The sequence below is a fragment of the Sorangium sp. So ce1014 genome, from assembly GCF_051521505.1.
Lineage (GTDB): Bacteria > Myxococcota_A > Polyangia > Polyangiales > Polyangiaceae > Sorangium.
The window spans coordinates 4,949,928-4,973,557 of sequence record NZ_CP150356.1 but is presented as its reverse complement, the minus strand read 5'-3'; the positions used below and the strand labels follow the sequence as shown (position 1 = coordinate 4,973,557).

Sequence of the window (23,630 nt, the reverse complement as noted above, 5' to 3'; positions counted from 1 at the left end):
AACCCTCCGAGGAGCGCGACCCGCAGCGCCGAGCCCGCTGAACGCGGGCATCAGGACGCCACGACAGAGCGTACGCTCCCCGGAGAGCCGCCCGCAAGCGCTACTGGGGGCAGAGACCGTTGATCTTGACGGCGCTCGCCGCGTACTCGCCGCCGAGCGCATAGGCGTCTGCGCAGTCGTCCGTCGCAGGCGAGTTCGTCGCGCTGCACCAGTCGCCCTTCAGCACGATCTGGTCGTTCTCGTCGCGCTTGCAGGTATTGGGCTCCTCACCGGTCCCGTATTTTACGATATCGCCCGAGAGCACGACACAGAGGCTCTGTTCGACAGTGTCGACGATCACCCGGTCGACCTCCTCCAGCGTGATGAAGGCGGCGAGCTTGCCGCCGTTGATGAACGCCGGCGGATCGCCGTCCTGGCCGGGAAGGCAGGCGTTCTGCGGATCGAGCCCCTTGACGTTGTACCGGCCGATACAATTGTTGTCCGCCGACACCTTCGCGTCGGTGAGCCGCACCTGGTGCAGGGGTAGGATGATCGGCTCCGGGCTCGTTGCCAGGAAGATCGGGACGTTGAGCGTCTCGGCCTCCCCGCTCCACGCGCCGTCGCTCAGGGGGGCGTCGATCTCCGTCGGCGCGATCTCGAACTCGCCGGCGGTCATGTTGGCGAAGCAGTAGCCCTCGCGCGGGTCCTCCGTGGGCATCGCGCCGCCGGTGCGCAGCTTGCCGGTCGTCGTGTCGAACTCGAGCAGCCAGGAGAAGGTGCCCGTGCCGTTCAGATTGCACTGGGGCAGATTCATCGTCAGGCCCTGGGTGACGAGGCCGGCGACATAGCCACTCGCGAGCACGTCGGGCTTCGTGATCGTGAGCTGCGCCATGCGCAGCCCGAGCGTGGTCGCGCCTTGATTGTCGTGGACGGCGACGCAGTCCGAGGTGACCGCCGTGCAGACCGGATGTTTCAGCGAGCAGTCGCGCTCGGCCCCGCCGCTGGTCGCCCCCGGAGAATTCGAGCTCGTCCCGCCGGCGTCATCGCCCCCGCAGCCCGCCATCGCGGCCGCGCCCGTCAGCGCGGACACACCTAGTACGTAAACTACCTTCAGAAACCGCATCTCTTGCCTCCTCTGGAGTCAAAGATGCGGAGTATAGGCGACCGCAATGCGATGACCACGCGGGAGCGGTGACGCCGCACCGCGTCGCCACCGCTTCATGGCCGTTGATCTCCGAAGCGGCGATGCCTGACGGCGCGCGCCGTGACGCGCGCGCCGTGACGCCTAGCGGCGCTCGTAGCGATCGCCGAGGCGGTCGCCGACGGGGAGCGCGCGCAGGAGGCGAATCATGGTCCACACGGTGCCAGCCAGCTTGCGCAGCTTCGAGGTGCCGACGCGCTCGTTGTACTCGATGGGCATCTCCACCACGCGATAGCCGCACTTGGCCGGGAAGAGCAGCGTGTCGATGGGCAGCGCGTCCCCCTCGCCGTCGAAGTCGAACGCGCGAATCACCGAGCACCGGTAAGCGCGCATGCCGCTGTGGACGTCCGAGGTGGGAATGCCGTGCATCGCGTGCGCCATGGCGGCGAAGGCGCGGTTGGCGAGGTAGTTCGGGACCGGCATGGCCGCGGGCCTCGTGCGGGTGCGGGCGCAGTTCACCACGTCGGCGCCCTCCTCCTCGACGAGCCGCCGGAGCACCGGGATGTTCTCGGCAGGATAGGTGAAGTCGCAATCGAGGTAGATGAGCAGCTCGCTCCGGGCAGCGGCGCTGTACATGAGGAGCTCCATCGCCGGGCCGTGGCCGCGGGGCGGCACCTGGCGGAGCACGCGCGCGCCGAGGCCGGCCGCGATCTCGGCGGTCCTGTCCCGCGTGGAGCTGTCGACGCACAGGATCTCCGCGTCGGGCGCGGCCTTCCTGATCTCGCCGATCATGGCGCCGACGCTCTCCTCTTCATCCATCGTGAGCATGCCGACGGTGAGCCGCATCCGGCGGGGGCGCGGCGGCTTCCTGGCGACGATCACGTGCTGGAACGCGAGGAGGCCGGGCGCGCGGTCGGCCACGACGTCCTCCAGCGGGCGGACGAGCGCCTGGTAGGCCTTGTAGGGGAGCGAGCGGGCGAGATCGGCCGGGTCTTCGCCGGCGCCGAGGCCGCTCAGGATGAGCCCCTTGGCGGCGCGGACGAGCATCGGGTTCTGCTCGACGCGGAGCACCTCGAGCCCGGCCCGCTCGACGAGCCGGAGCGCCGACGCGCGCGTGAAGAAGCGGAGGTGCGAGTCGTCGAGGATGCCGCTCGGCGCATAGTCGAACCGACCGGCGAGCAGGCCGAGGCGCACCGGCCACGCCGCGACGTTGGGGAGCGAGACGATGACGTGACCGTCCTCCTCGAGGTGCGGCAGGAAGCGGCAGAGCACCGCGAGCGGGTCGGCGGTGTGCTCGAGGACGTCCGCGAACAGGAGCAGGTCGAAGCGCCGGTCGCCGAGCGCCTCGCGCACGGCGGCGTCGCTCGTGATGTCGGCGGCGAGGACCTCGTCGAGCACCTCCCCGGCGCGCGCGCGCGACCCGGGCGCGATCTCGATCCCGGTCACGCGCGCGCCCGTGCGCTTGACGGCGGCGCCGTTGAGCCCGATCCCGCAGCCGACGTCGAGCACCGTCCGGGGCCGGCCGGCGACGGCGACGAGGGCCCGGTTCACCTCCTCGACCGCGTACTTGCGCCCGGCGTGGGCCTCCTCCGGGGCGTGGAGCGGCGCGCGGCGGCCGGGGTGGTCCTCGTCTCTCAGGTCTCCGGGGGGACGCGGCCCTCGAGCTTCCACTTCTCCTCGCGCGCGGCCGGGCTCGGCGTTCACGCGCGGCTACTTAGCACGCTTCTCCCAGGCGGCGTTGAATTCGCGGATCGTCTCCTCGGTCTTCGGATTGTGGAGCATCTTCCGCAGGATGACCGGCGGCACGGTCACGATGTGCGCGCCGGCGTCGAGCGCCTCGTTCACGTCCATGAGGTGGCGGATCGAGCCGACGATGATCTCGGCGCCCAGCCGCTCGCGCTCGAGCCGCACGCGCGTGCGCTCGATGACCGGGGTCGCGGCGTAGCCCATGTCGCGGATGCGCCCGCTGAAGATCGAGACGTACGCGCCGCCGGCGAGCGCCGCGAGGTACGCCTGGTTGAAGCTCATCACGCACGTGACGTTGGTGCGCACGCCGCGCTTCGCGAGGGCGTGCGTCACCTTGAGGCCGACGTCGCTGAACGGCACCTTGATGCAGATCCGCTCGGGCGCCCACGCGTGGTAGCCGCGGGCCTCCTCGAGCATCGCCGCCTCGGTCTCGCTCGTCAGCTCGACCGACACCGGACCGGCCGACGCCGAGAGCACCTCGCGGATGCGCTGCTCGAGATCGACGCAGCCCGCGTCGCGCGAGAGGATGAGGGGGTTCGTGGTGACGCCCGCGAGCACGCCCCACGAGAACATCTCCTTGATCTCGGCCGGGTTCGAGCTGTCGAGGAAGAACATGCCGTGCTCCTGAGGGCTCGCCCGAGCCCCGGCGGGGTCTAGGCCAGTTTGCCGGGATGGAGAAGCAGAAACCGTCCACGCGGCGCGGCTCGCCGGCCCGTCCCGCCCGCGACGCATGCGTGTTGCCGGTGTGAACAGCGTTGCAGTCGAGGGGAGTCCGCGCTTCAGTTCGGGTAGTCGGGGATCTCCCTCCGACTGAACGTTTCCGCACGGACAGCGCGTCGATGAGCAGCGGACGATCGTCGAGAGACCCGGTGGAGCACAGCCCGCTGCTCGCGTCCTGCTCGCCGGCCGGGCTCTACGTCGCCTCGCTCGATGGCCGCCTCGTCGACTGCAACGAGGTGCTCGCCCGGCTGCTCGGCTACGGCTCGCGGGAGGACGCGCTCGCGGCGGCCGAGCTCGCCCTCGGGGGGTGCGTGGCGGGCGGCGCGAGCGCGAAGCCGCCGCCGGCGAGCGCGATCGAGACCTGCCTCACGCGTCGCGACGGGTCGACCGTCCGGGTGCTGCGGACCGAGGCGCTCACCGAGGGGCGCGGGGAGCGGCTCGTGGTCGGGGCGATCGTCGATCTCTCGTCCTCGCGCTGCACCGAGGAGCGCCGGCGCGAGCTCTCGGAGCAGCTCCGCCAGGCGCAGAAGATGGAGGCGGTGGGGCGGCTCGCGGGCGGGATCGCCCACGATTACAACAACCTGCTCGCGATCATCCTGAACTACACGAGCCTCGTGATGGAGGAGCTCGACGAGCAGAGCCCGGTGCAGAAGGACCTCGCCGAGATCAAGAGCGCCGCGCAGCGGGCGGCGTCGCTCACGCGCCAGCTGCTCACGGTGAGCCGGCGGGGGCTCGCGCAGCCGGTCGTGCTCGATCTGCGGGACGTCGTGCGCGGCATGGAGGGCGCGCTCCGCGCCGTCGTCGGGGGCGGCGTCGATCTCGCGATCGCGCTCGGCCGCTCGGGCTGCCGGGTGCTGGCGGACGCGGGGCAGATCGAGCAGGTGGTCATGAACCTCGCGCTGAACGCGCGCGACGCGATGCAGGACGGCGGCCGGCTGTCGATCGAGGCGCGCGCGGTCCGCGTCGGCGCCGCGGGGAGCCTGCACGACGCGCACCCGGCGATCCCGCCCGGCCGGTACGCGCGCCTCGTGGTGGGCGACACCGGCAGCGGGATGAGCGACGACGTGCGGACGCGCGCCTTCGAGCCGTTCTTCACGACGAAGCCGAGGGGGAAGGGGACCGGCCTCGGGCTCGCCACCGTGTACGGGATCGTCAAGCAGTGGCGGGGCTTCATCGAGCTCGCGTCCCAGCCCGGGGAGGGCACGCGCGTCGAGATCTACCTGCCGCTCTCGGCGCGGGCGGCGGCCTCGCGGCGCGGGCGCGCGCCCCACGCCGCGCCGCGCCGGGGCGAGGGCGGGACGGTGCTCGTCACTGACGACGAGGACGCGGTGGTCACGCTCGCGAGCCGGATCCTCGCGCAGCACGGCTACACCACGCTGACGGCGCGCGGGCCGGGCGAGGCCCTGCGCGTCTGCGAGGCGCAGCGCGGGCGCGTCGACCTCCTGCTCACCGACGTGCTGATGCCCGAGATGTCCGGCGGCGAGCTCGCCGAGCGCCTCGTGAAGCTCAGGCCGGACCTGCGGGTGCTCTTCATGTCCGGCTACACGGGCGACGCGCTCGACGGCCCGCTCGCCGCCCGGCCGGACGCCGCGGTGCTGGGGAAGCCGTTCACGGCCGAGTCGCTCCTCCGCGCCGTCCGCAGGGCGCTCGGGGGGGCCGCGTAGCGCGGCAGGGCCGCGGGGGCCTGCTGCAAGCCGCGCGCGCGGCTCGTCGGCGCTACTACGGCGCCTCGCCCCGCTTGATGCCGTACGCGCGGATCTTCTTGTGGAGGTTCGTGCGCTCGACGCCGAGCAGAACGGCCGCGCGCGAGATGTTCCAGTCGAGGCTGGCCAGCACCTCGACGATGTAGCGGCGCTCGGCCCGATCGCGGAACTCGCGCAGCGTGAGGCGAGGGCGCTCCGGCTCGTGGCGGGCCGCGCCCGCGTGCGGCTCGGCCGCGCCGGGGGCGGGGGGCGCGATCGAGCCCTCCCCGGCGGCCCCCTGTGCGTCGTCCTCGAACGGGTTCTCGTGCGGATCCTCCGGGAGATCCGCGATGGTGACGACATCGCTCGAGAGGATCGCGGCGCGCTCGATCACGTTCTTGAGCTCGCGCACGTTGCCCGGCCAGCTCCGGCGCTCGAGCGCGGCGTAGACCACCGGATCGATCGCCTTCTGCTTCAGGCCGTTCTCGTTGCAGAACGCCGCCATGAACGCGTCGGCGAGCGCTCGCAGATCGTCCATGCGGTCGCGAAGCGCCGGGCTCTTGATCGGGAACACCGCGAGGCGGAAGAAGAGGTCCTCGCGGAAGCGCAGCGAGGCGACCTCGCGCGAGAGGTCCTTGTTCGTCGCGGCGAGCACGCGGACGTCGACGTGCCGGCTGTGCTCGCCGCCGACGCGGCAGATCTCGCCCGACTGAAGCGCGCGCAGCACCTTGGCCTGGGCGGCGAGGTCCATGTCGCCGATCTCGTCGAGGAACAGCGTGCCTCCGTGGGCCTGCTCGAAGAGGCCTCGCTTCGGCCCGCTCGCCCCGGTGAACGCGCCGCGCTCGTGGCCGAAGAGCTCGCTCTCGATGAGCTCGCGCGGGATCGCGGCGCAGTTGACCCGGACGAAGGGCCCCCGCGCCCGCAGCGAGAGCCGGTGGATGGCGCGGCTGATGAGCTCCTTGCCCGTGCCGCTCTCGCCGGTGATGAGCACGCTCGCCTTCGTGGGCGCGACGCGATCAATCTCCTTGAACAGCCGCTGCATCGCGGCGCTCTGGCCGATCATCTCGTAACGCGACTGCACCTGCGCCTTCAGATCCTCGACCTCCCGCGCGAGCCGCGAGTTCTGCAGCGCGTTCTTGACGCCCACGAGGACGCGCTCGCGGTTGAGCGGCTTCTCGAAGAAGTCGCAGGCGCCGAGCTTGACCGCCTTCACCGCGTCGTTGACGGTCGCGTGGCCGCTGATCACGATGACCGGCAGCTCGCGGGTGGCGTCGTCCTGGCGCACGCGCTGGAGGAGATCGAGGCCGTTCATGCCGGGCAGGAGCAGGTCCACCAGGGCGAGGTCGACGGGGCTGTCGCCGTGCGCGAGCAGCTCCAGCGCCGCCTCGGCGCTCGGGGCCTCGGCGACCCTGTAGCCCTCGCCCTGCAGCACGAGCGCGAGGGTGCGGCGGATGTTGCGCTCGTCGTCCACGATGAGGACCGTGGGCGAGGCGGCGCCTCCCGGGTGCAGCGTCGGGGTGGGGGGCGCTGGAGGGGAAGCGGGCATGGGCCGACCATACCCCAGCTCACCCGTGCGCCACGACGCGGGAGCAGGGGCGCGGAGGCGCGGCCCGCGGCGGAAGCCCTGGCGCGCCGGCGCCGGATTGGGTACGAGGCGTGCCCGATGAGACCTTCCGCCGCTGTCCTCGCCCTTGCCGGGTGCCTCGCTGCCCTGGGCGGGCTCGTGGGCTGCGACTTCGAATTCAACGACGGCCGCACCGCCACCCTCACGTATACCGAGGACGCGCGCGCCGCGTACAACGAGGCGATGGCCGCCTTCGAGGCCAAGGACTGGGAGGACGCGCGCGCCCTCTTCTCCGAGGTGAAGCGGCGCTTCGCGTACAGCCGCTACGCCCGGCTCGCCGATCTCCGGATCGCCGACCTCGAGTTCGAGCAGGGCAAGTACCCCGAGGCGATCTCGGCGTACCGCGCGTTCATCCAGGAGCACCGGACGGATCGGAACGTCGAGTACGCGAAGTACCGGATGGCCAAGGCGCTCTACCTGGACATCGACGACACGGTCTTCCTGCCGCCGGCCGAGGAGCGCGACCAGGCGACCACGATCGAGGCCCACAGGGAGATCCGCACGTTCCTCCGGCAGTTCCCGCGCAGCCGTTACCGCGAGGACGCGGCCTACATGCTCGAGGTCGTGACGGGGCGGCTCGTGCGCCACGAGCTCTACGTGGCGCGCTACTACCTCAAGGAGGACGTGTTCGACGCGGCCCTCGCGCGGATCGACTACGCGCTGCGGACCTTCCCGGGCTCCGGGCTCGACCCGGAGGCGCTCGTCCTCAAGGGCGAGACGCTCCTCAAGATGAAGAAGCCGGACGAGGCGCGCGCCGTGTTCGAGTCGGTCATCCGGGACTGGGGCGGCCCGTTCGCCGTGACCGCGCGGCGCTTCCTCGACGAGATGGGCCCCGGCGGGCAGCGCCGCGCGCCCGCCAAGGCGGCGTCGGCCCCGGCCCGCTCGGGGCCGCGGCTGTGACGCAGGCCGTCGGGCGGCCGTCCTCCGGCGCTCGCTACGTGCTGGAGCAGACCGACGCCGGCGACTCGCCGGGCGAGCTCGTCTACCGCGGCCTCGTGCGGCTCCCGGACGCGGACGTCCCGGTCGAGGTGCGGGTCGCCGAGGCGACCGGCGCGGCCACGGCGGCGGTGGACGTCGCTGCCGTCCCGCACGGCGGGCCGCACCCCGAGGAGCTCTCCCGGACCGCGGCGGCCCTCGTCCGGAGCGCGACGAAGTCAGCGGACGCCCACGCGCGGCAGCCCCCGCGGAAGATCGTGCGCTGGCGGGGGTAGGCCGGCGGGGGCAGGGCGGAGCGCGCGCTGCGGCTCGGGCGTCCGGCGCTTTGAACGATCGGCGCGTCTCGCGCCGTCGTCGACCGGCCGGGAGCCATGCTAAAAGCGTCCCCACCATGTCCGAGAAAGTACCGATGACGCCCGAGGGACAAGCGCGGCTCCGCGAAGAGATGCGACGGCTGAAAGAGAGCGACCTGCCGCAGGTCGTCAAGGACATCGGAACGGCCCGGGAGCACGGTGATCTCTCCGAGAACGCCGAGTACCACGCCGCCAAGGAGCGGCAGGGCATGATCGTCGCCCGCATCAGCTACCTCGAGCAGACGCTCTCGCGCGCCGAGGTGATCGATCCCTCCAAGCTGAGCGGGAGCAAGGTCCAGTTCGGTGCCAAGGTCAAGCTCACGAACGTGGACACGGACGAGGAGCAGAGCTTCCGGATCGTCGGGCCCGATGAGGCCGATCTCAAGATTGGGCGCATCTCCATCGCCTCGCCGCTCGCGCGCGCGCTGCTGGGCCATGAGGTCGGTGAGGAGGTCCGCGTGATGATGCCGGCCGGGCCGCGCACCTACGAGATCCTCGAAGTCTCCTACGCATGACCGATCGCAACGGGGCGGCTCCGATGCGCCCGCGGGGCCATGGGGGCTCCGGCCGGCCTCCCGGGGGGTCCGTGCCCCCCGGTCGATCCGCCCACGGGAGCCGGCCTGACACGACCGCCGCCGCGGACGGGCTCGCGGGCGCCGCGCCGGGAGCGCCGGGGCACCGGGCTCCCTCGGCGCCGCGCCTTCAGTCCGGACCGGCGCGCCCGTCCACGCCGGCGCCGGCGCCGAGCCGCGCGACGTTCCCGAGCGGGAGCTCCGACGCTCCTCCGCGCAAGCTGGAGACCGAGATCGGATGGCGCATGGCGGACGCCTACCTCGCGGTCGCGGCGCTCGCGTTCGCCGAGCTCCTGGTCGTCGGGGCGTTGCGGTGGCGTGAGCTCCTCGGGCTCCACGAGCTCGGCCGCGCCGTGCGCGACCTCCTGCCGCTCGCGCTCGCGGCCGCGGCGCCGTGCGCCGCCCTCCTCGGCGCGGTGCTCGAGATCGTCACGCGCTCCGAGCGCACGGGGTTCCGCGCCGCGGCGGCGCTGCTCGCCGGGGCGTTCGGCGGCGCGGTGGCCTTCGGTGTCTCGGCCGGGCGCATGCTCGAGGGCGGCCGGCGCGCGCCCTTCGTCGCGGCGCTTTCGCTCCTCGCCGCCGGCGTGACCTTCGCGGCGGCACCGTCTGTGGCCCGCGCCCTGAAGCGAGCGCGCGCCGCGGCCGCCGGCAGGTGGCTCGTCCTCGCGGCGGCCTGCGCGGTCGTCCTGCTCGAGGTCGCGAACGTGCGCATCCTGCCGCGCCTCTATCTCGCCTTCCACCTCGGGCTCGCGGCGCTCACGCTCGCGGCGGCGACCTTCGCCACGCCGGCGCTGCCCACGCGGGCGGCCCGCCAGGGCGACGGGCGCGAGCGGCGCTCGCCGAGGCTCGTGCGCGCGGCGCTCGCCCTCGTCCTCTTCGCGTTCGGCGCCGCGCTCGCGCCCGGCGCGGCGGATCGGCTCGCGCTCGCGGACAACATCCGGCTGATCTACGCGACGCACGGCCCGCTGCTCGGCCACGTGGTCGAGCTCGCCGCCGTGCTGTCGCCGCCCGAGCCGCTCGACGCCGCGCCGCTCGACGAGCGCGCGAGCGGTCACGCGATCGATCTGCGGGGGCGCGACATCGTGCTGATCAGCATCGACGCCCTGCGCGCCGATCACGTGGGGGCGTACGGCTACGACAGGAAGATCACGCCGAACCTCGATCGCCTCGCGGCCGACGGCGTGCGCTTCGAGGCGGCGTACACGCCGACGCCGCACACGTCGTACGCGGTCTCGTCGCTCATGACGGGCAAGTACATCCGCCCGCTCGTGCTGCAGGGGCTCGGGGACGACTCCGAGACGTTCGCGCAGCACCTCCGCCGCTACGGCTACAAGACGGCGGGCTTCTACCCGCCGGCGGTGTTCTTCATCGACGGCGAGCGCTTCGGCGCGCTGCGCGATCGGGCGCTCGATTTCGAGTACCAGAAGATCGAGTTCGCGAGCGCGCAGCTCAGGCTGGAGCAGGTGCGGAGCTACCTCGCCGGGCTCGGGCCGGAGCAGCGCTCGTTCATGTGGGTGCACCTCTTCGAGCCGCACGAGCCGTACGAGGCGCACCCGGAGCACCCGCTCGGCGACCGCGACATCGACCGCTACGACGCCGAGATCGCCGTGGCGGACGCGGGCGTGGGCGCGATCGTGGACGAGGTCCGCAAGGAGCGGCCGAACGCGGTCGTGATCGTCACGGCCGATCACGGCGAGGAGTTCGGCGAGCACGGCGGGCGCTACCACGGCACGACGGTGTACGAGGAGCAGGCGCGCGTGCCGCTCATCGTGAGCGCGCCCGGCCTGCTCTCGCCCCGCGTGGTGCGGGCGCCGGTGCAGCTCGTCGATCTGCTGCCGACGGTGCTCGCGGGGCTCGGCATCCCGAGGCCCGCGCGCGTGCGCGGCGCCGATCTCGGGCCGCTGCTCGCCTCCGGCGACGCGGCGGCCGAGCAGGGCGAGGCGTCGCCGGGCGGGCCTCCTTCGCTCCCGGGCTTCGCGTTCGCCGAGACCGACACGCAGACGCTGCTCGCCAAGGGCACGCTGCGGCTCGTCTGCGCGCGCAAGATCGGCGCGTGCGCGCTCTACGACGTGGCGACCGATCCGCGCCAGCAGCAGGACATCTCCGCGCTGCGCCCGGCGGAGCTCGGCGCGATGCGATCGGAGCTGCGCGCCGTCGAGGCGTCACACGGGCGCTACGAGGTCCGCGGCCTCCGGAGGGAGGGCAAGGGCTGGCCCGACGCGCTCCGCCGCGGCATGGCGGGCGACGCCGACGCGGTGGTGGAGGTCGCGGCGCTGCTCGACGACGCCGACGTGGCGATCCGCCGCAAGGCGGGCGAGGTGCTCTTCGATCTGCGCCGCTCCGAGGCGGCGCCGTCGCTCCGGCTCGCGCTCGTGCGCGACGAGGACGACGAGGTGCGGCGGTGGGCGGCGCTCACGCTCACGCGGCTCGGCGAGGGCGCGCCGCTCACGCGCGATCTCCTCGTCGATCGCGACCGCAAGTGGCGGCGCCTCGCGGCGCTCGCGCTGGCCGAGGCGGGCGATCGCCGCGGCGACGACGTGCTCGTGGCGTGGCTCAGGCAGGTGGTCCGGGGCCCGGAGCAGGACGGCGGCGCCGACGCGGCCGAGGCGACGTCGTTCGAGCGGACGCGCGAGATCGTCGACGCGCTCGCCAAGATCCGGGTGAAGGCCGCGCTGCCGCCGCTCATCGCGGCGCTCGGCGACGTGCGGCTCCGCCCGTACGCCGCCGCCGCGCTCGCGGCGATCGGCGAGGACGCTGCGCGGCCGGCGCTCGCCGAGCGGCTCAGCCAGGAGCCTTACCAGACCGCGCGCGTCGCGATCGCGGAGGCGCTGGTGAAGCTCGGCGCCGGCCCGGAGCTGTGGACGCCGCTCCTGCGCATGCTCGGCACGCCGGATCCCCTGCCTGGAGGGGTTGGTTTCGCGCTCCGGGCCGACATCCTCGACCTGCTCGGCGGGCCGCGCGAGCGCGATCTCGACCGCCTGCGCCGCTTCGCGAAGAGCGGGGTGGGGCTCGGCGTCGTGATCCCGAAGGCGGGAAACGGCAAGGGCGTGCGCGTCCTCTGCCGCGCGCGGACCGACGACGGCCGCCCCGGCGAGGTGCGGTTCGGCAGCCCCAGGCGCGGCGCGCGCCCGCCGAAGCGGGACGGCGCGTCGCTCGTCCCGGCGAGCGCGCCGGAGCTCGATCCGGAGCGCGCGGTCACGCTCGCGATCCCGCCGGGGAGCGAGCCGACCGAGGCGTTCGCGACGCTGCCGCCCGCGGTGGGCGCGCGGCCGGGCGCTTACGCCGATTTCGTGGTGTACGCGACCCAAAACGTCGAGGTGTCCGCGTGCGCCGTCGTCCCGTTGAGCGACGAGATCCCGCCCCCGCCGCCTGCGCCCTGGTCGCCCGGCGGCGCCCGCGACGCCCGCGATCAGCGAGCGCCGCCGCCGCGCTCGGGGGATGAAGCGCCTGCCGCTCACCGGCCAGATTGACGCCGCAGGCCGCGAGACTAGAGTCCGCCGCGTGTCGGACAAGGACCGAGAGCAGGCCGAAGAGAAATCCGCGGGGAGTGACAAGGACGAAGCCACGCGGAGCGATGGCGACGAGGGCGGGGCTGCGGAGGCGGCCCCGGCGCGGCCACCGCGCGGCGCTCCGGTGAAGGAGGCCGGCGGCGAGGGCGACGACGATGCCGCGCAGCGCATCGCCGATGCGCTTGGCGTCGGCGAGCCGGACGAGGCGCCGCCGGCGGAGGCTGCGGGCGACGCGGCGGTCGAGGCGGCGCCGAACCGCGCGGCCCGTCGCCGCGACGAGGCCACCGTGCGCCGGCGCAAGAAGAAGGCGGCCGGCGACGAGCTGCCCAAGGACAAGAACGCCCGCGCGAAGGAGCTGCTCGCGCGCCGCAAGGAGCAGGCTGCGGGGCGTCGCCCGGTCCAGCTGCTGCCGGGCGAGATGGTCGAGGACGCGCTCAGCCGCATGACGAGCGGCGCCGGCCGGTGGCTCAAGAGCAACTTCCACATCGTCCAGTGGGGCGCGCTGGCGGCGCTGGTCGCGACCGGCGGCGTGCTGTTCTACCTGTCGCGGGCCGAGAAGAAGGACGCCGTGTCGTCGTCGGCGCTCGTGGCGGCCGTCGCTGCGGATCGGGGCAGGGTGGTCGCCGAGGACACGCGCAGCGAGGAGGAGAAGGAGCTCGACGCCACGAGGACCTTCAAGACCGCGGAGGAGCGGTCGGACACCGCGCTCGCCGCGTACAACAAGGTCATCGACGAGCACGGCGGCACCGGTGCGGCGATCCTGGCGAAGCTCGGGCAGGCCGGGGTGTTGCTCGACAAGAAGGACTACGCGCACGCGCTCGACGCGTACAGCGCCGTGGTCTCGTCGCCGCTCGCGGGGGCCGATCCCGACGTGAAGGGGCGCGCCATCGAGGGCATCGCGTTCGCGCGGGAGGGCAAGGGCGATCTCGACGGCGCGCTCGCGTCGTTCAAGGAGCTCGAGGCGATCGACATGAGGGGCTACAAGGAGCTCGCGCTGTACCATCAGGCGCGGATCCAGCTGGCCAAGGGCGACAGCGACAAGGCGAAGGAGCTGCTCAAGAGCGCGCACGAGAAGCTCCAGGCGCCGTCGGCCGAGGGCCGCTCGTTCCAGTTCCTCGAGGCCGTCGTCGAGGAGATGCTGCGCAAGATCGATCCGGCCGCCGTGCCGCCCCGCGCCGCGTTCGGCGGCCCGAAGGGCCAGACGATGACGCCGGAGGAGATCGAGCAGCTGATCCGCCGGGCGCGTGAGAACGCGGAGAAGAAGGCGGGCGATGCGCCGCACTAGTCGCGCCGCGGGCGCTGCGCTCCTCGGGCTGGCCCTCGCGTCGCTCGGCGGCTGCGGCAACCTGGGCGTCGCCGCGGCGCCCGACGCGCCGCTCTGGCTGCACCATCCGGGGAGCGCGCTGGGCATCACGATGCGCCGCGACCTCACGGCCGAGACGCGCAAGGTCGGCGAGGCCTACGAGCGCGGCCGCCCCGAGATCGACGCGGCGCACCGGCGTGTCTTCGTCGGATCGAGCGATCACGGCCTGTACGCGGTGCGCGCCGACACGAGCGACGTCATCTGGCGGTTCGAGACGCTCGGCCCGGTGCAGAGCGAGCCGCTCTACGACGCGGAGTCGGACGCGGTCTACTTCGGCTCGAACGACGGCGCGCTCTACAAGGTGCGCGCCTCGGACGGCCAGCTGCTCTACCGCTTCATGACCAACGCCAAGGTCTCGCGGCGGCCGGTGCTGCGCGACGGCGTGCTCTACGTGACGAACTCGAACGACACGTTGATCGCGCTCGACGCGGCGACGGGCGCGATGCGCTGGCACCAGCACCGGACGCCGGCGTTCGGGATGGAGATCTCCGGGCACGCCGGCCCGGCGCTCGGGCGGGACAAGGTGTACACCGCGTTCTCCGACGGGGTCGTGATGGCCTACGACCTCAAGAACGGGTCCGAGCAGTGGGCGCTCGTCGACCTGGCTGCCGAGGCCGAGCAGAGCGCGGGTGGCCAGACGCCGAAGTACCTCGACACGGACACCACGCCGGTCTTCGGCCAGATCGCCTCGGGCGATGTGGTCTTCGTGGCGGGCTATGCGGGCGGTATCTTCGCGCTCGACGCCGAGAACGGTACCCGGGCCTGGGCGAACGAGGCGGCGGTCGGCGTCACCGAGCTTGTGCTGTGGCATCAGCCTGCGCACCAGCCTCGCAGCGGAGGCGGCCCGATCGTGCCCGAGCGGAAGGTGCTCCTCGCGTCCTCGGGCCTGACCGGCCTGTGGGCCTTGGATCCGGAGGACGGCCGGACGATCTGGCGCCGGGATCTGCCGGACGGTGGCATCTCGGCTCCGGTGCCGTTCGCGGGGGCGCTGCTGGTGACGACCACGCGCTACGGGATCTTCCTGTTCTCACCGCTGGACGGGGCCGTGATCGACGGCATCGAGACCGGCGGCGGCATCGCGATGACGCCGGCGGCCTACGGTCGGCGCGCGTTCGTGCTGACGAACGGCGGCGCGCTGCTCAGCCTCGACGTCGAGACACCGCCGGTTCCGAAGGGCTGATCGTCCGTTCAGCTTCGGGGACGGTGTTCTGAAGCCGGCGCGCTGAGGGCGTCCTGGCGTCGTCGGAAGGGCCTACGGTCGGCGCGGTACGGGGGGCTCCGGGCGGCGCGACGATCTGAGGACGCGCCTCGCGATTCCGGCGCGGCGCCAGCGGGGGGCCGCGCCGGCGAGCAGTGCGACATGTGCCTACTTTGTACGCCAAAGGCGAACTAGGCCCACATATAACGGACTCTGGTTGGGTCCAGGCCAGCGCCGACCGGGGTTGGGTTGCCAAGCCGAGATCGACTCGGGTTGAGATGGCGGGGCGGCGGCGAAGCCGACCCGGGTTGGGCGGCGATGCGGGACGAAGCCGACCCGGGTTGAGGGCGGCGGTGCGAAGCCGACCCGTGCGAAACCGACCCGGGTTGAGGGCGGCGGCGACCGCCGCCGATCCGGCGAAATAGATGCCAACATCATGGAATTACTCGTGAAACCAAGGTCTGGTCCCCCTGCCCCTGGACCGGCCTTGGATCGCATAAGAAACATTATGTCAACTCGCGCCGTCGAGCGTCTAGGCTGAGCTTCGGCCAGAGCCAAACCCGTCCGAGCGAACCCCGTCGGCGAACCTGGGTCGGTCCACGGCGCCGTCGGCAGACCCGCGCCGGTCCACGGCGCCCCCGCCGCCCAGGTCAGCGCCGCCCAGCGGACCCAGCCGGCGGACGCGGACGCACGCTCCGCAACGCGGCGAACCCGGTCGACCGCCGACGCTCCCCGCCGCGCACCTTCCCATCGGGCGCACGCCGCCCCACGGCGGCGCGCCACCGGCCTCCTCCGGCAGGCTCAGCCGTCGGCCAGCGCTTCGCCCTCGTCCTCGTCCTGCGCATCAGCCGCCTTCGGCGCGATGGCCGCCCACAGGACAACCTCGCCGCTTCGCGTCAGCGGCCTCCCGGCGGCCTCCTGCTCGCCCCGCCACGCGCGGACCTTCGCGGGCGCGTCGTCGCCGAGCGGCGCGAAGCCCGCCTTCTTGTAGAAAGCCTGCGCCCAGCTCGCCCTCTCCCAAGATCGCAGCACGATCTGCTCCATGCCGAGCTCTCGCGCCCGCTCCTCCAGCTCCGCGAGCAGCCGCGTGGCGATGCCTCGCCGCTGGTGGTCCGGATGCACCGAGAGCTCCTCCACGTACGCGACCCCGGGCGCCTCGTCGCGCCACGCCAGGTAGCCGGCCACCTCCTCGTCCGCCTCCGCCACGCGCACGTCGTGCTGCCGCGTCAGCGCGATGATGTCGGAGTGCGTCCGCGCCGGGACCTCCGCCGCGTCAACGCCGATCTCGTTGTACATCGCCGTGCAGGCCTGCTCCGTCGCGACAAGCGCCGGCAGCTGGGCCTCCTGCAGTCCTGTCACGCGGATGCGCTTCGGGGCGGTCCGTTCGTCATGCATCCCCCGAGGCTACCGCCATTGCGCGGGATGCCCCACTTCTTGCCGATCCCGCGCGTCGCAGCGCCGCGACGCCTCAGCCGCGCAGCTGGAGCAACCGCGCGATCGTCTCGCCGTCCCCGGGGCTCAGCGGGACGAGGATCCCGAGCGCCGCGCCCCGCGGCGGAGCGTTCCTTCCATCCATCGGGACGAGCCGGAGCTCCCCCGTGCTGGAGATGCCGATCACCGCGATCCGAAGCGCCGGCAGCGGCTCGATCTGCGACGCGGGCAGCCGTGGCGGCGGCGCCTGCCATTCGCCCTCGTAGGGCGGATCGCTCCACGCCGAATCCACCGCCGGCCCCTCGGACGGCCGCGCCTGCAGCGCCCCCGAGGGCGCCGCCGCCAGCGTCATGTCTCCCTGCTGCTCCGCAGAGGCGACGCCCGCATCGTCGTCGTCCGGCTCGGCCTCGGTCCAGTCGGCGCGGTCGTCGGAGGCGTGGGCCCCCACCGGCGCCTCCGCTGAAGCCGCGGCGGACGGCTCGTCGTCGCCCGCCTGCTCCAGGCCGAGCGTCGGCGTCTCCTCGTCCAGGTCCTCGAGCCGGTGCTCCATGAGCACTCGCTGCTCCTGCGCGGTCAGCGGCCGGCGCATGGTGCCCTCGTCATCCGGCCAGAGCCGCGGGCGCCGCTCGGTCGCCTCCTGCGACGAGCTCGCGCCGAGCGGGACCGCCTGCCGCCGCGTCGATGCCACGGCGATGGCCGTCGGCACCGTCTCGCGCTGATCGGGCGGGGGGTCCCCGTCCGCCGGGAGCTGCTCGCCGGTCGCGCTCTGGGGCGCAGCGCCGGACGCGCCCTGCCCCGGCTCCTGGCCCGCGAGCGCGCCCGGGAGCTTGACCGCTGGGACCTCCTCGGTCACCGCCGTTGTCGACGACACCCTCGTGTGGGTCGCCGTGAAGCTGGCGATCGGGCGCGCCTTTGCCGGGACAGCGCGGCCGGCCGCCTCGGTCGCCTGCGGTCCGGCGGCGGGCCGCGTCGGGAGCCCCGGCGCGGGGCCGGCCATGCGCGCGGCCGGCGACAGCTGCGTGGGGGTCACCTCGCGAACGGCCACGAACCTCGCCGGCGCGGGCGCGCGCCCCGGCGCGAGCGGCACCGCGCGGCCCAGCCCTCCGACGGGCTTGGACGCACCGGCGTCGCGGGACGACGCCATCGCCGAGGTCATCGGCCCCGCCGACGCGTCGCCGGCAGGCGCGCGGACCGAGGGCGCCCGCGTCGCGGCGGCCGGCGGCGCGCTCGTGCCCGCGCCGCCGCGCTCGGCCCGGCCTGCCTCCGCGCCCGGCGGCCGCGACGGCGTCGCGTGGGACCCGGCCCCCGACGCGCCCGGCCTGGGCGGCGGCGCGCTCGCCGTGGCAGGAGCCGCGCCGGGCGCCTGGGGAGGCGCGCTCAAGGGCGTCTTCGGCGGCGCGCTCGCGATCGCCGGCGGCGACTCCGTCGCCGTGGCCGAGCCCGGATCCGCGTCGGTCGCCGCGATCTTCTGCGCGACCTCCGCGGCGGCCTTGAAGAGCTCGAGTGCGCGCAGGTCGGCGTTGGCATCCGAGGCCTGCTCCGCGGCGCGGCGCAGCCATCTCAGCGCTTCATCACGCTCGCCGCGCCCCCACAGGGCCGTCGCGGTCGACAGCGCCCAGTGCACATCTTCGTCGTCTTCGTCGTGCGGCGGCGGGATCGGGCGCAAATTGGCTTCCATGAGGCCTCGTCGAGCGGGTCGCTCCCCGTGTATCACGACTCCAGCGCCCGCGTCTCCAGCGCGATCTGGCGCACTCTTCGCTACGAATCATTCCCTTTCGCGCGGTTCGCTTCTCCTCGATCCGCCCCATCGATCGCTCCGGCAGCGCTCGCTGCATTCTTCCTGTCCGACGGTGCTCGCGTAGTATCCGCTGCGATGAGCCGCTCTCGCGCCGCGCACCTGCCGCCGCCGTTCCGCGCGGCCGCCGCGCGCCTCCTCGGCGCCTGCGCTCCTGTCCGCCGGGCGCCGGAGATCCTTCCCCTCGGGCGCTGGCGCCCCCGAACTTGAGGTCGGTGTCCCCTTCGTGGCACCCTGGCTTCGCGGGACCTCCTTCGTGACGTGCGAGCGCGATGGCGCTGCGTCGCTCCGGCAGCAGACGTCGAGGCTGCGTGCCTCCACGAACGTAACGGCGGCACTCGAGCCCCACCCCTCCCAACTCCGCCTCCCCCTCTAGGATCACCGCGTGCAGCTCTTGTCGGACCTCAAGCCTGGAGACACGCTGGGCCGCTACGAGATCCTCATGCCGGTCGCCCGTGGAGGGATGGCGGCCGTCTGGGCGGCGCGCCTCGTGGGCTCCCGCGGCTTCCAGAAGATCGTCGCCATCAAGACGATGCTGCCGGAGTTCGGCGACGACCCGGCCTTCGAGGCCATGTTCCTCGACGAAGCGCGCCTCGCGTCGCGCATCCGGCACCCCCACGCGGTCGAGATCGTCGAGCTCGGCGACGAGAACGGCGTGCTCTACATCGTGATGGAGTGGGTCGACGGCGACACGATCTCCTCGCTGAACAAGCAGGTCAAATCGGCCGGGGGCGTCCCCCTGCCGATCCTCCTGCGCATCGCCTCGAGCATCTGCGCCGGCCTCCACGCCGCGCACGAGCTCCGCGACGACGACGGGAAGCTCGTCGACCTCGTGCACCGCGACATCTCGCCGCAGAACGTCATGGTGTCGTTCGACGGCATCGTAAAAATCGTCGACTTCGGCGTCGCCAAGGCCACGGGCCGGCTGCACGAGACGCGCGTCGCCGGCCAGCTCAAGGGCAAGATCCCGTACCTCTCGCCGGAGCAGCTCACGTCGGGCAAGGTCGATCGCCGCTCCGACATCTTCTCGCTCGGTGTCCTCCTCTACACGACCCTCAGCGGCTACCACCCGTTCCGCGGCCGGAGCGACGCCAAGACGATGGAGAACATCCTGCGGTTCGCCCCGGTCCCCCTCCGGGAGCTCGTGCCGGACGTCCCGTTCGATCTCGCGGTGGCCATCGAGCGCGCGCTGGCCAAGGATCCGGCGGACCGCTGGAACGACTGCGCCTCGTTCCAGCGCACGATCGACCAGATCGCGATCTCGCTCGGCATCGCGGTCTCGGACGGCGACGTCGGCCACTTCGTCCGCGACACGCTCGGGGACATCGTGTCCGAGCGGCGGAAGAAGCTCGCGACGGCGATCCAGCTCGCGGACAGCCGCATGTCGTCGCGCGGGGAGAGCCGCACCGCGTCCTCGGTGAGGGGCGAGCGGCGCTCCAAGCGGGCGCCGGCCGGGAACACGCCCCTCCCCGCCACCTTCGCCGGCATCCTCCCCGTCTCCCTCGACGAGCCTTCCTCCAAGCCCTCGTCGCAGTCGCCGCCCGGTAGCCGCGCCCTGCCCGTCGCGTCCGCGCCGCCGTCCCTGGTCACCCCGGCGCCCCGCGCCCGGCGGAAGTGGCGCCGCCGCGTCTTTCTGACCCTGCTCGTGATCCTGCTGCTCCTCACGGGCGCGGCGTTCGCCGCCCGCGCGGGCCTCCTGCCCGTACCCAGCGAGGTGCAGGACGTCCTGCGCGACGGGCGCTTGCTCCTGCGCGGCGCGCGCGACCTGCTCCGCGGCGTGCTCGAGCGGCTGAGCGCCCTCCTGGCCGACTAGCCCCGCCCCGCCGGGCCTTCGGTCAGCGCCGGCCGGCGGCCGTCACTTGATGCCGGCGGACGGCTCGGGCAGGCAGACCCCGAGCGTGCAGAGCAGCAGGTTGACGTCGCCGGCCGCGCAATACACCTGCCGCGCGCAGTAATCGTCGTAGCCGCAGAGCTGATGGCAGGACGCCTCGTTCCCGAGCGCGCCGGTGAACGTCATGCACGACCAGCCGCTCGAGAGCCACAGCCCCTCGGGCCGCTTCGTGTCGAAGAGGCACGCGTCACCGCGCGTCTCGGGGTCGAACACCTCGGCGGTGCAGGCCTCGCCCCCGGACAGCTTGCTCCGCGCCGCGGACATCGTGTTGAGCAGGTAGGTCACGTCGCACGCCTGCCCGTCGGCCGACTCCCGCACGATCCGGGCGCGCAGCTCGTCCTTCCTCGCCGCGTAGGCCCGCACGGCGCGGATCGCGCTCGTGACCTGGTTGTTGCCGTCTTCGGGCTTCGTCCCCTCGGCGAGCGCCGTGAGCACCCGCTCGACAAGCTGCTCCGCCTCCGGGTCGGCGCCCGCCGCGCCGTCCTTCGCGTAGCCGAGGCGGATGTACGAGGCGGGCGTGCGCGGCGTGCACGGCTTCGTGTGCGCCCAGAGCTCCTCGCTCACGATGGGCGGCCGCTTCGTCTGCGGCTGCTTGCAGACGCCCGTCGAGCCGGGCGGCAGCGTGCCGGAGGCCCGCGGCGTCGGCTGCCCCGGACCTTCGTTGACGTACTCGGTCGACGCGCAGCCCGCGGCGCCCGCGGTGACAGACAGCGCGACAAGGCAGCCCACCGAGAGAGCGAAGGCGCAGCGATGCGGAGCGATTCCCACGGCCGCACGGTAGCAGAGCCGGCGCGCGAGCAGAAATTCTCGTCTAGAGGCCGAGGCTCGACTGCTCGATCAGGTCGTCGACGACGGCCTCGAAGCGCGGTGTCCGGGCGTAGACCGCGAGCTGGCGATCCGCGCTCGTCCCCTCGTCGAGGATCGCCCGGATCCGCTCGAGCTCGTCCTGCGACCTGAAGATCTCGGCCGACTCCTGCACGAACTCGAGCAGCTCGCCGACGAGGAGGCGGACGGGGACCTGCTCCTGCTTGCCGAAATCGATGAGCTGCCCGTCGATGCCGTAGCGCACCGCGCGCCACTTGTTCTCCTCGATGAGCTCCTGCCGGTACTCGCGGAACCCGAGGTTGCGCCGGTAGAGCAGGTAGAGCTTGCCCATGACGGCCTGGATGAGCGCCGCCAGCGCCACGGTGTCGTCGAGGCGCGTGGTCATGTCGCAGATCCGGATCTCGACCGTGTCGAAGAACGGGTGGGCGCGCACGTCCCACCAGATCTTCTTCGCGTTGTCGATGCAGCCCGTCTTCACGAGCAGGTCGACGAAGCGCTGGAAGTGACCGTACGACTCGAAGCGCCCCGGGATGCCGGTGCGCGGGAAGCGCTTGAAGATCTCGCTCCGCGTGCTCTTCAGGCCCGAGGACCGCCCGAGCCAGAACGGCGAGCTCGTCGACAGCGCGAGGATGTGCGGGAGGAAGTAGCGGACCTGGTTCGCGAGGGCCATCGCCACCTCGCGGTCCTTGACGCCAACGTGCACGTGCAGCCCGAAGATCAGGTTGGCCCGGGCGACGTCCTGCAGGTCCTCCACGATGCACCGGTAGCGCTCGCCGTCGGTGATCTCCTGCTCCTTCCAGTCGCTGAACGGGTGCGTCCCCGCCGCGACGATGCGCATCCCGCCTTGCCGCGCGAGCGCGCTCAGGCTGCCGCGCAGCTCGGTCAGCTCTCCCCTCGCCTGCCGGACGTCGTGGCAAATGCCGGTGCCCGTCTCGACGACCGACTGGTGCATCTCGGCGCGGACGCGCTCGCGCAGGAGCTTGTGGCCCTGCCCCCCCTCGAGCAGCTGGCTCACGTACGACTTGAGCTCGCGCGTCTTGGCGTCCACGATCTGGAACTCCTCCTCGATGCCCAGCGTGAACTGGCCGTCGAGGAGCCCCAGGGCCGCGGTCACGACGAGGCCCCGAGCCGCACCTTCTGCACGGAAGGCCGGACCAGCCTCGACCACGCGTAGTCGTCGCGCGTCCGCCGGTCGCCGCGCGCGCACCCCACGGCGAACGTGACCATCCAGTCGACCGCGATGTTGAAGTAGCGCTCCCGCAGGTGCTCGATGTGCATGTCGGGCGCCGGGTTCGTGAAGTCGATCGCGTACGGGACCCCGTCCCGGATCGCGAACTCGATCGAGTTCATGTCGTAGCCGAGCGCCCTGTTGATCTTGATCGCGTCCTCGATGATGCGATCGTGCAGCCGCTTCGGGAGCCACCGCTCGTCCTCGTGCTGCACGTAGCAGCCGCGGAGCCCGGTCGGGCCGATCGCCTTCGGGTCGTACTGGATCGGGAGGACGCGATCCTTGCCGACGCAGATGCAGCGGACGTAGTCGTCGAAGTCGATGAACTCCTGCAGGGTCATGACGTTCTGCCCCGAGGCGTTGTAGGCGGCGAGCAGCTCCTCCTGGTTCCGCACCACCGACACGTCCTTCCAGCCGCCGCCGTCCGCGGGCTTGAGGATGGCCGGGAAGCGCACGTAGTCGATGATCGCATCCCAGTTGAGCGGGTACTCGAGGTTGCGGAGGCTGCGCTCCTTGACGATCCCCGGGATGTAGTCGTGCTGGGGCAGCATGACGGTGCGCGGCGTCGCGATCCCGATCTGCGACGCCAGCGAGTAGCCGAAGAACTTGTCGTCCGCGCTCCACCAGAACGGGTCGTTGATCACGAACGCCCCGCCGAGCGCCGCCGCTTTCAGGTGGAAGCGGTAGTGCTTCACCTCCTGGCTGATCCGGTCGATGAGCACCCGGTAGGGGCTCTCGAAGCGCTCGGGCGTCCCGCCGATCGTCGCGATCTCCGCCCGGATGCCCGGCACCTTGTTGCACCTCTCGAGGAAGGCCTGCGGGAACGATTGCTCCCAGCCGACGAGGATGCCGATCTTGTCCGCCATACGCTGCTGTCTCCTCCCACCACACATGCTCGCGACCCCCGCGATTGACGCGCAGCGTAGCGCGGATACTCAGGAAATTTATGTTATAATTGTATCGATGAGTCGGCCGCGCGAGCGGACCAACGGCTCTGTCCGCCGGTCCGTCCGGTGCGTCGCGATGGATCTCGCAGGGCCGCGCGCAGGCGCTCAGCCCCGCGCGGCAAACCCAGGCCAAATTCGCCAGGGGATTCGCCATGGGATTCGCCATGGACGGAGCTCGTCTCAAAATAGATCTTGACGGAACCCGTTCGGCAAGTAGAGTCGCGCACCTCTCCGACGGGGCGGGTAGCTCAGCGGCAGAGCGTCGGCCTTACAAGCCGATGGTCGCAGGTTCGACCCCTGTCCCGCCCACCCCAGGGCTAGGGCCCTGGGTCAGCTGTGATGAGTTCAGTCTGGGGTGGTAGTTAAGTTGGTTATAACGCCGGCCTGTCACGCCGGAGGCCGCGGGTTCGAGTCCCGTCCACCCCGCCAACTTTCTTCCGTATTTCCGAGCTGCCGTTCACCTGAGCTTCCTCGGTCGCCCTGCATCGCTCGATGCAGGGCAGCGACGAGATCTGGCTCGTGGGCAGCGCGTACCGAGCAGCGCCGGTGCTCGCTGGGCGATCGGCTCACTGACATCTGGGGTGGTAGTTAAGTTGGTTATAACGCCGGCCTGTCACGCCGGAGGCCGCGGGTTCGAGTCCCGTCCACCCCGCCAGCACGTCTCGGATCTCTGACGCTCGACCGTCAGGC

At 72.6% G+C, this 23,630-nt stretch carries 17 protein-coding genes and 3 tRNA genes; 11 read left to right on the top strand and 9 right to left on the bottom strand.

The features are described 5' to 3' along the window. Positions 1-100 precede the first annotated feature (100 nt). The 3 genes from WME75_RS18895 to WME75_RS18885 all read right to left on the bottom strand — a co-directional run bounded on the left by WME75_RS18895 (position 101) and on the right by WME75_RS18885 (position 3,481). Positions 101-1,069 (bottom strand): hypothetical protein, encoded by a 969-nt coding sequence (locus tag WME75_RS18895; RefSeq protein ID WP_437492764.1) that lies wholly within the window; start codon positions 1,067-1,069, stop codon positions 101-103. Between the two features lie 195 nt (positions 1,070-1,264). Further along, positions 1,265-2,791, bottom strand: coding sequence for a methyltransferase domain-containing protein (locus tag WME75_RS18890; protein WP_437492762.1), 1,527 nt, complete (start codon positions 2,789-2,791; stop codon positions 1,265-1,267). 39 nt (positions 2,792-2,830) lie between these two features. Further along, positions 2,831-3,481: a transaldolase family protein gene (locus WME75_RS18885; protein WP_437492760.1), complete on the bottom strand. Its 651-nt coding sequence runs from the start codon at positions 3,479-3,481 to the stop codon at positions 2,831-2,833. A gap of 224 nt (positions 3,482-3,705) precedes the next feature. Here WME75_RS18885 and WME75_RS18880 point away from each other — a divergent pair, with 224 nt between their 5' ends. After that, on the top strand, positions 3,706-5,250 hold the full coding sequence (locus tag WME75_RS18880; protein ID WP_437492758.1) for an ATP-binding protein: 1,545 nt from the start codon (positions 3,706-3,708) through the stop codon (positions 5,248-5,250). Between the two features lie 55 nt (positions 5,251-5,305). Here WME75_RS18880 and WME75_RS18875 read toward each other — a convergent pair whose 3' ends face one another. Continuing rightward, on the bottom strand, positions 5,306-6,814 hold the full coding sequence (locus WME75_RS18875) for a sigma-54-dependent transcriptional regulator (RefSeq protein ID WP_437492756.1): 1,509 nt from the start codon (positions 6,812-6,814) through the stop codon (positions 5,306-5,308). A 117-nt stretch (positions 6,815-6,931) separates the two neighbouring features. Between WME75_RS18875 and WME75_RS18870 the strand changes: the two genes are divergently transcribed. The 6 genes from WME75_RS18870 to WME75_RS18845 all read left to right on the top strand — a co-directional run bounded on the left by WME75_RS18870 (position 6,932) and on the right by WME75_RS18845 (position 14,805). Next, complete coding sequence (locus tag WME75_RS18870) at positions 6,932-7,792, top strand: outer membrane protein assembly factor BamD (protein WP_437492754.1); 861 nt, start codon at positions 6,932-6,934, stop codon at positions 7,790-7,792. After that, the gene (locus WME75_RS18865; protein ID WP_437492752.1) at positions 7,789-8,103 is read left to right on the top strand and encodes a hypothetical protein; all 315 of its coding nucleotides are present in this window, start codon (positions 7,789-7,791) and stop codon (positions 8,101-8,103) included. The genes WME75_RS18870 and WME75_RS18865 overlap by 4 nt, the downstream gene beginning before the upstream one ends. A gap of 116 nt (positions 8,104-8,219) precedes the next feature. Then, the gene (greA, locus tag WME75_RS18860) at positions 8,220-8,696 is read left to right on the top strand and encodes a transcription elongation factor GreA (RefSeq protein ID WP_437492750.1); all 477 of its coding nucleotides are present in this window, start codon (positions 8,220-8,222) and stop codon (positions 8,694-8,696) included. A 302-nt stretch (positions 8,697-8,998) separates the two neighbouring features. After that, positions 8,999-12,223, top strand: coding sequence for a sulfatase-like hydrolase/transferase (locus WME75_RS18855; protein WP_437492748.1), 3,225 nt, complete (start codon positions 8,999-9,001; stop codon positions 12,221-12,223). Then, a complete protein-coding gene (locus WME75_RS18850) occupies positions 12,192-13,547 on the top strand; it encodes a hypothetical protein (RefSeq protein ID WP_437492746.1) in 1,356 nt (451 codons plus the stop codon). The genes WME75_RS18855 and WME75_RS18850 overlap by 32 nt, the downstream gene beginning before the upstream one ends. Continuing rightward, positions 13,534-14,805, top strand: coding sequence for an outer membrane protein assembly factor BamB family protein (locus tag WME75_RS18845; protein ID WP_437492745.1), 1,272 nt, complete (start codon positions 13,534-13,536; stop codon positions 14,803-14,805). Before WME75_RS18850 ends, WME75_RS18845 begins: the two co-directional genes overlap by 14 nt. Before the next feature lie 819 nt (positions 14,806-15,624). Here WME75_RS18845 and WME75_RS18840 read toward each other — a convergent pair. Together WME75_RS18840 and WME75_RS18835 are read right to left on the bottom strand one after the other, a co-directional pair. Then, entirely contained in the window at positions 15,625-16,218 is a 594-nt protein-coding gene (locus WME75_RS18840) for a GNAT family N-acetyltransferase (RefSeq protein WP_437492743.1), read from the bottom strand. Between the two features lie 73 nt (positions 16,219-16,291). After that, the gene (locus WME75_RS18835; RefSeq protein WP_437492741.1) at positions 16,292-17,932 is read right to left on the bottom strand and encodes a hypothetical protein; all 1,641 of its coding nucleotides are present in this window, start codon (positions 17,930-17,932) and stop codon (positions 16,292-16,294) included. 502 nt (positions 17,933-18,434) lie between these two features. Here WME75_RS18835 and WME75_RS18830 point away from each other — a divergent pair. Next, on the top strand, positions 18,435-19,862 hold the full coding sequence (locus tag WME75_RS18830) for a serine/threonine protein kinase (protein WP_437492739.1): 1,428 nt from the start codon (positions 18,435-18,437) through the stop codon (positions 19,860-19,862). 42 nt (positions 19,863-19,904) lie between these two features. Here the strand turns inward: WME75_RS18830 and WME75_RS18825 are convergent, their stop codons facing one another. The 3 genes from WME75_RS18825 to WME75_RS18815 are packed head-to-tail and all read right to left on the bottom strand — an operon-like array spanning position 19,905 to position 22,859. Then, a complete protein-coding gene (locus tag WME75_RS18825; RefSeq protein WP_437492737.1) occupies positions 19,905-20,708 on the bottom strand; it encodes a hypothetical protein in 804 nt (267 codons plus the stop codon). A gap of 43 nt (positions 20,709-20,751) precedes the next feature. Next, positions 20,752-21,879 (bottom strand): carboxylate-amine ligase, encoded by a 1,128-nt coding sequence (locus WME75_RS18820; RefSeq protein ID WP_437492735.1) that lies wholly within the window; start codon positions 21,877-21,879, stop codon positions 20,752-20,754. After that, a complete protein-coding gene (locus WME75_RS18815) occupies positions 21,876-22,859 on the bottom strand; it encodes an ATP-grasp domain-containing protein (protein ID WP_437492734.1) in 984 nt (327 codons plus the stop codon). Before WME75_RS18815 ends, WME75_RS18820 begins: the two co-directional genes overlap by 4 nt. A gap of 318 nt (positions 22,860-23,177) precedes the next feature. Here WME75_RS18815 and WME75_RS18810 point away from each other — a divergent pair. The 3 genes from WME75_RS18810 (at position 23,178) to WME75_RS18800 (ending at position 23,595) form a co-directional block, all read left to right on the top strand. After that, positions 23,178-23,249, top strand: a tRNA-Val gene (locus WME75_RS18810). A 43-nt stretch (positions 23,250-23,292) separates the two neighbouring features. Further along, positions 23,293-23,369, top strand: a tRNA-Asp gene (locus WME75_RS18805). Between the two features lie 149 nt (positions 23,370-23,518). Further along, positions 23,519-23,595 (top strand) — tRNA-Asp (locus WME75_RS18800). Positions 23,596-23,630: the final 35 nt, after the last annotated feature.

Bases quoted from the DNA above. Each gene is read 5' to 3' on its own strand.
- WME75_RS18885 (WP_437492760.1), bottom strand. From the start codon at position 3,481: ATGTTCTTCCTCGACAGCTCGAACCCGGCCGAGATCAAGGAGATGTTC.
- WME75_RS18880 (WP_437492758.1), top strand. From the start codon at position 3,706: ATGAGCAGCGGACGATCGTCGAGAGACCCGGTGGAGCACAGCCCGCTG.
- WME75_RS18875 (WP_437492756.1), bottom strand. From the start codon at position 6,814: ATGCCCGCTTCCCCTCCAGCGCCCCCCACCCCGACGCTGCACCCGGGA.
- WME75_RS18870 (WP_437492754.1), top strand. From the start codon at position 6,932: ATGAGACCTTCCGCCGCTGTCCTCGCCCTTGCCGGGTGCCTCGCTGCC.
- greA (WP_437492750.1), top strand. From the start codon at position 8,220: ATGTCCGAGAAAGTACCGATGACGCCCGAGGGACAAGCGCGGCTCCGC.
- WME75_RS18855 (WP_437492748.1), top strand. From the start codon at position 8,999: ATGGCGGACGCCTACCTCGCGGTCGCGGCGCTCGCGTTCGCCGAGCTC.
- WME75_RS18850 (WP_437492746.1), top strand. From the start codon at position 12,192: ATGAAGCGCCTGCCGCTCACCGGCCAGATTGACGCCGCAGGCCGCGAG.
- WME75_RS18845 (WP_437492745.1), top strand. From the start codon at position 13,534: ATGCGCCGCACTAGTCGCGCCGCGGGCGCTGCGCTCCTCGGGCTGGCC.
- WME75_RS18840 (WP_437492743.1), bottom strand. From the start codon at position 16,218: ATGCATGACGAACGGACCGCCCCGAAGCGCATCCGCGTGACAGGACTG.
- WME75_RS18835 (WP_437492741.1), bottom strand. From the start codon at position 17,932: ATGGAAGCCAATTTGCGCCCGATCCCGCCGCCGCACGACGAAGACGAC.
- WME75_RS18815 (WP_437492734.1), bottom strand. From the start codon at position 22,859: ATGGCGGACAAGATCGGCATCCTCGTCGGCTGGGAGCAATCGTTCCCG.